This window comes from Arthrobacter sp. CAL618, from assembly GCF_000468215.1.
Classification (GTDB): Bacteria; Actinomycetota; Actinomycetes; order Actinomycetales; family Micrococcaceae; genus Arthrobacter_D.
Map to the genome: position 1 here is coordinate 21,983 of NZ_ASZW01000153.1, position 5,041 is coordinate 27,023.

4 protein-coding genes and 1 pseudogene are annotated in these 5,041 nt (G+C 64.2%); 1 reads left to right on the top strand and 4 read right to left on the bottom strand.

Annotated features, from left to right (window positions below; translation table 11 throughout):
* The coding region (locus K728_RS23210) for a circularly permuted type 2 ATP-grasp protein (RefSeq protein WP_443110953.1) at positions 1–406 on the bottom strand (406 nt) is incomplete at its 3' end.
* Between the two features lie 294 nt (positions 407–700).
* On the opposite strand from K728_RS23210, the gene pepN reads away from it, so the two are divergent.
* On the top strand, positions 701–3,301 hold the full coding sequence (gene pepN / locus K728_RS0109295) for an aminopeptidase N (protein ID WP_443110954.1): 2,601 nt from the start codon (positions 701–703) through the stop codon (positions 3,299–3,301).
* Between the two features lie 13 nt (positions 3,302–3,314).
* On the opposite strand, the pseudogene K728_RS19015 reads toward pepN, so the two are convergent.
* From K728_RS19015 to K728_RS23215, 3 genes and pseudogenes are all read right to left on the bottom strand, one after another.
* Positions 3,315–4,395, bottom strand: a pseudogene (locus K728_RS19015) (lipoate--protein ligase family protein).
* Between the two features lie 101 nt (positions 4,396–4,496).
* On the bottom strand, positions 4,497–4,751 hold the full coding sequence (locus tag K728_RS0109305) for a type B 50S ribosomal protein L31 (RefSeq protein ID WP_019482674.1): 255 nt from the start codon (positions 4,749–4,751) through the stop codon (positions 4,497–4,499).
* Between the two features lie 140 nt (positions 4,752–4,891).
* Positions 4,892–5,041, bottom strand: a 150-nt coding sequence (locus K728_RS23215; protein WP_443110957.1) for a TrmH family RNA methyltransferase, incomplete at its 5' end; no start/stop codon positions are given.

A 5,041-nucleotide genomic window follows, 5' to 3' on the forward strand; every position in this document is an offset into this window, starting at 1 on the left:
CCTGCCGATGGAAGTGGGCGCTTGAGGTGATCAGGCGGCGAGGAATGACGCCGTCGGCGACCACCGACATTTTGTCGTAGACGTCGTTGAGGAACGCCTCGAGTGCGCGGACCCGCTGGCTGACACCCTGTTCCAGAACCTGCCAATCATTGCCTGAGATAACCCGCGGCACAATGTCCAACGGGAAGGGCCGTTCCTCCCCCGCGTAGTCGAACGTGACACCGCGGTCAAGGAAAGTACGGGCCATGGAATCGGCGCGGGCCGTGACGTCGGCGAGGTTCAGTTGGCTGAGGGCTGCGGCCACCTGACTGTATTCGTTGCGAGCCAACTGGCCGGGCGCGAACATTTCATCGAACGCGGGGGTACGGCTGGCTGCTGCTGCATAATCTTCGAAGAGGTCGGACATGGGCTCAACATTGCCACGAATTTCCTGTATTACATATTGTGCAATTGGTCACGTCGGCGGCGTGGCGCGCAGGTCCAGAAGGTCGAGGTCCCGCGCCGCATAGCGAAGACGCTGCCACCGGGCATCATCCGGGCATCACCGCCACCCGGTCCCCGCTGGTCGCCCGCACGCGTTCAAGGGCAACCCAGTTCTCGCGCCGCCCCTGGCCCGCGGCAGGGCGCCGACCGGCACGCCCTGGGAACCGCCTTCGCCGACTGAGGCAAGACCCGGCGGCCGTGATTGAATGACCGGGTGATGAACGAAAATCTCCGCCGCGACGAAGCAGCCCTCCGGTCCAGTCTCCTGACCATCGCCAGTTACGAGGTTCACCTCGACCTGAGGGAGGCCGCTGATCCTGAGGTCGCCGGGTTCCTCTCCCGCTCGACCGTCACCTTCAGCTGCGACGCGCCGGGCAGCGAAACCTTCATGGACTTCATCGCCGATGAGGTGCACCGCGTTACCCTCAACGGCACGGACCTGGACCCCGCCGTCGTCGTCGACGGCGCCCGGATCACCCTTCCGGATCTGGCTGCCGACAATGTAGTGACCATTACCGGCACCGCCCTGTACAGCCGCAGCGGCGAGGGCATGCACCGCTTCACCGACCCGGCCGATGGGCAAACGTACCTCTACACGCAGTACGAACCTGCCGATGCACGCCGGGTATTCGCCAACTTCGAGCAACCCGATCTGAAAGCCGCCTTCACCTTCTCAGTGAGCGCACCTGCAGACTGGCTCGTGGCCTCCAATGGAGCCGAAGCGACCCGTGAGGATGGCGGAGAGGGCAGCCGGGTGTGGCAGTTCGCGCCCACGGAACGGATTTCGACCTACATCACCACCATCCTGGCCGGGCCGTACTTCGCTGCCACCGACCACTGGTCGGGCACCATGTCCGACGGGTCCACGCTTGAAATCCCGTTGGGGCTTTACTGCAGGGCGTCCCTGGCCGAGGCATTCGACACGGACACCATCTTCGATGTCACCAAGCGGGGACTCGAGTACTTCCATTCACGGTTCGAATATCCTTACCCATTCGGCAAGTACGAGCAGGCGTTCGTGCCCGAATACAACCTCGGGGCCATGGAAAACCCCGGGTTGGTCACCTTCACCGAGGCCTACATTTTCCGCTCCAAGGCGACCCACGACCAGTATGAGGCGCGCGCCAACACCATTCTCCATGAGATGGCCCATATGTGGTTCGGCGACCTGGTGACCATGTTCTGGTGGGACGATCTGTGGTTGAAGGAATCCTTTGCCGACTACATGGGCGCCCTCGCCGTCGCCGAAGCCACCGGTTCCGCCACATCGTGGGTGAGTTTCGCCAACCGCCGCAAGGCCTGGGCCTACCTTCAGGACCAGCTGCCCTCCACCCACCCCATCACCGCTGACATTGTGGATCTTGAAGCGGCCAAACAAAACTTCGACGGGATCACCTACGCGAAGGGCGCCTCGGTGCTGAAACAGTTGGTGGCCTATGCCGGCAGCGAAGCATTCTTCGAGGCGGCCCGCGCCTATTTCAGAACCCACGCGTTCGGTAATACCCGGTTGACGGACCTCCTCTCAGCATTATCGGACGCCACCGGCCAGGACATGACCGCCTGGGCGCAGCAGTGGCTCCAGACGTCGGGTGTGCCGTTGCTCAGCGCCGAGGTCGAGGTCGACGACGACGGCGCCTACCGTGCAGTGGTCATCCACCAGGAGGCCACCGACCCGGTCACTGGCGCGGCAGCGCTCCGCCCGCACCAGCTGCGCCTCGGACTGTACAGTTTCGCCGCCGGAGCACTGGTACGGACCGGCGCCGTCGATGTGCGTATTGACGGCGCCGCAACGGATGTCCCCGAGCTGGTGGGTGTCGTCCAGCCCGATCTGCTGCTGATCAACGATGATGATCTGACCTACGCGAAGATCAGCTTTGATGAACGGTCGCTGGCGACCCTGCTGGGTAGCGTTGGCTGCCTTGAGGAGCCGCTGGCGCGCGCTGTCTGTCAGGCGGCGCTGTGGTCGAATACCCGGGATGCGGCGCTCTCAGCGGCCGCCTACGTGGGTGCGGTGCAGCTCGCTGCCCCCGGCGAGTCCGGGGTCGGAGCGCTGCAGGTCATGTTGCGGAACGCGCACCACGCCGTCGAACACTACTCTCCGGCTGACGAGCGTGAGGTCCTGCGGGAACGGTTGTTCTCGTTTGTGGTGGAGGGTCTGCACGCGGCCGAGCCAGCCTCCGACCTGCAGCTGGTCTGGGCCCGGGCCGCAGCCGCTCTGGGCCTGCACAGCAACACCCACTCAGGGTGGTTCAGGGAACTGCTCGGTGGGAAGCAGAGTGTGACCGGGCTGGCTGTGGACCCCGAGCTGCGCTGGCTCCTCTGGCAGGCGCTGGCAGCCCAGGGGCAGGCATCGGGTGCTGAGCTGGAGGCGGAGCTTGACCGGGACCGCACGGCGGCCGGTAAAGCAGGATTCACCAGGGCCTCCACCTCGGTACCAGACGCTGCCATCAAGGAGAAGGCCTGGCAGGAAGCAGTCTTCGGCACCAGGCTATCCAACGAGCTGCTGTCAGCGACCATCGCCGGTTTCGCCGAGGGCCCCGCCGAACTGCGGGCCCCGTACGTGGACCGCTACTTCGCCGAAATCGGCCGCGTGTGGGACGCAATGGGAATCGAGATGGCCAGTCGCATTGTCCGCGGACTGTTCCCCGGCTCGCAGGACCTCACTCCGGGCGAAGCAGCCGAAGAGCACCGGGTGGTGCTCGCAGCCGATAACTGGCTGACAACTTACCAGTCGTCGCCCGCGGCGTTGCGCCGGATTGTCCTGGAGGAACGCGATCACCTGTTGCGATCGTTACACGCCCAGGGAAAGGTCGCCTAGCCGGGTCCGGCTCCTAGGTGACCCGGTACAGCCAGTCGCGGGTGCCGAACTTGTCCTCCACCAGACGCTCTGCACGTGCCACCTCATCATCGGTGAACGTTGAGTCCTGCGCGCCGTACTTCGCCCGGAACGTGTCGATCATGACCTTGATGATGTCTTCCCGGGACCGGCCGGTCTGACGGCGGNCGGAGCGGGTCGACCCGCTTCTTCGCGCTCCGGGTACCCTTGTCGGACAGCTTTTCCTTGCCGATGCGCAACACCTCGAGCATCTTGTCGGCGTCGATGTCGTAGGACATGGTGACGTGGTGCAGCATGCCGCCGTTGCTCAGCCGCTTTTGTGCGGCGCCGCCAATTTTTCCGACGTCGGTCGCAATGTCATTGAGCGGCTGGTACCAGGCTTCGATCCCGAGGGTGCGAAGCGCGTCCATCACCCAGGCGTCAAGGAACGGGTACGACTCTGCGAAGCTCAACGAGTCCACCAGCGTCTGCGGCAGGTACAGCGAGTAGGTGATGGCGTTGCCGTGTTCCATGAACATGGCTCCCCCGCCGCTGATCCGGCGGACCACGCTCACGCCATGCCGCAGCACCCCCTCAGGGTTAACCTCGTTGCGCATCGACTGGAAGCTGCCAATCACCACCGAGGGCGATTCCCATTCCCAGAACCTGAGGGTGGGGTTACGGCGACCGTCGCCAACGTCCCGGGTCAGTACCTCGTCCATCGCGACGTGCATCTCGGTGGAGAGCGGTGTGGGCCCAATAACGTCCCACTGGTGGTCGGCCCACCCGGTTGCCAGGCCCAGGGCGCGCCGGACGGCGGTCGCCACCGCCTCCGGAGAGAAGCCGAACAGTTCCGCCGTGGGGTCCAGCCCCTGCACGACGGCGGCAGTCAACTCCCCGTGCGAGGCGTGAGCTGGCAGGCCCTCCAGCGACCGGTTGATGTCGTCGAGGGCTTCGTCAGGCTCGAGAAAGAAGTCGCCGTTGATGGATACTCTGGTCAGGACACCGTTGGCGACTTCGAAATCGGCGACGACCAGCTTCCCACCAAGCACCTTGAACTCGCCGTGGACAGGTCCTGAGGGGATTTGACTGGTCATCGGGGTGCTCCTTGGAGACTGGTAAACGGTGGTGAACAAGAAATGGGCCCGGACCGCCTAAGCGGTCCGGACCCATCAGGCAGACTAGTCTGCTCTCGGCATTACTTCTTGCCGAAGCCCTTGAAGCGGGCGTTGAAGCGCTCGACGCGGCCGGCGGAGTCCATGATCCGCTGCTTGCCGGTGTAGAAAGGGTGCGACTCGGAGGAAATTTCGACCTCGACCAGTGGGTAGGTGTTGCCGTCCTCCCACTCAACAGTCTTCTTGGAGGTCACGGTGGACCGGGTCAGGAATGACTTCTCGGACGCGAGGTCGCGGAAAACAACCGTTGAATACTTGGGGTGGATATCAGACTTCACAGTGTTACCTTCGTTAGTTGCCTGGATTTGGCCAGGCACAAGGGGGTTGGAAAAGTTGGTTGGCCCTAAGACCAGCTACCCACTCTACCGCACCCGAGGCGGTCCCAGCCATCTTGCCTCCGGTGGGTGTGGCACGGCAGCTAGCGCCGGCATTCCCAGAAAGCGACCGCGCTTGCCGCTGCGACATTGAGCGAATCGACGCCGGCTCGCATCGGGATGCTCACGCTGTGGTCGGCCTGTTCCAGTGTCGCCCGGGTCAGGCCCTCCCCCTCAGTGCCAAGCACCAGGGC

Bases quoted from the DNA above. Each gene is read 5' to 3' on its own strand.
- pepN (WP_443110954.1), top strand. From the start codon at position 701: ATGAACGAAAATCTCCGCCGCGACGAAGCAGCCCTCCGGTCCAGTCTC.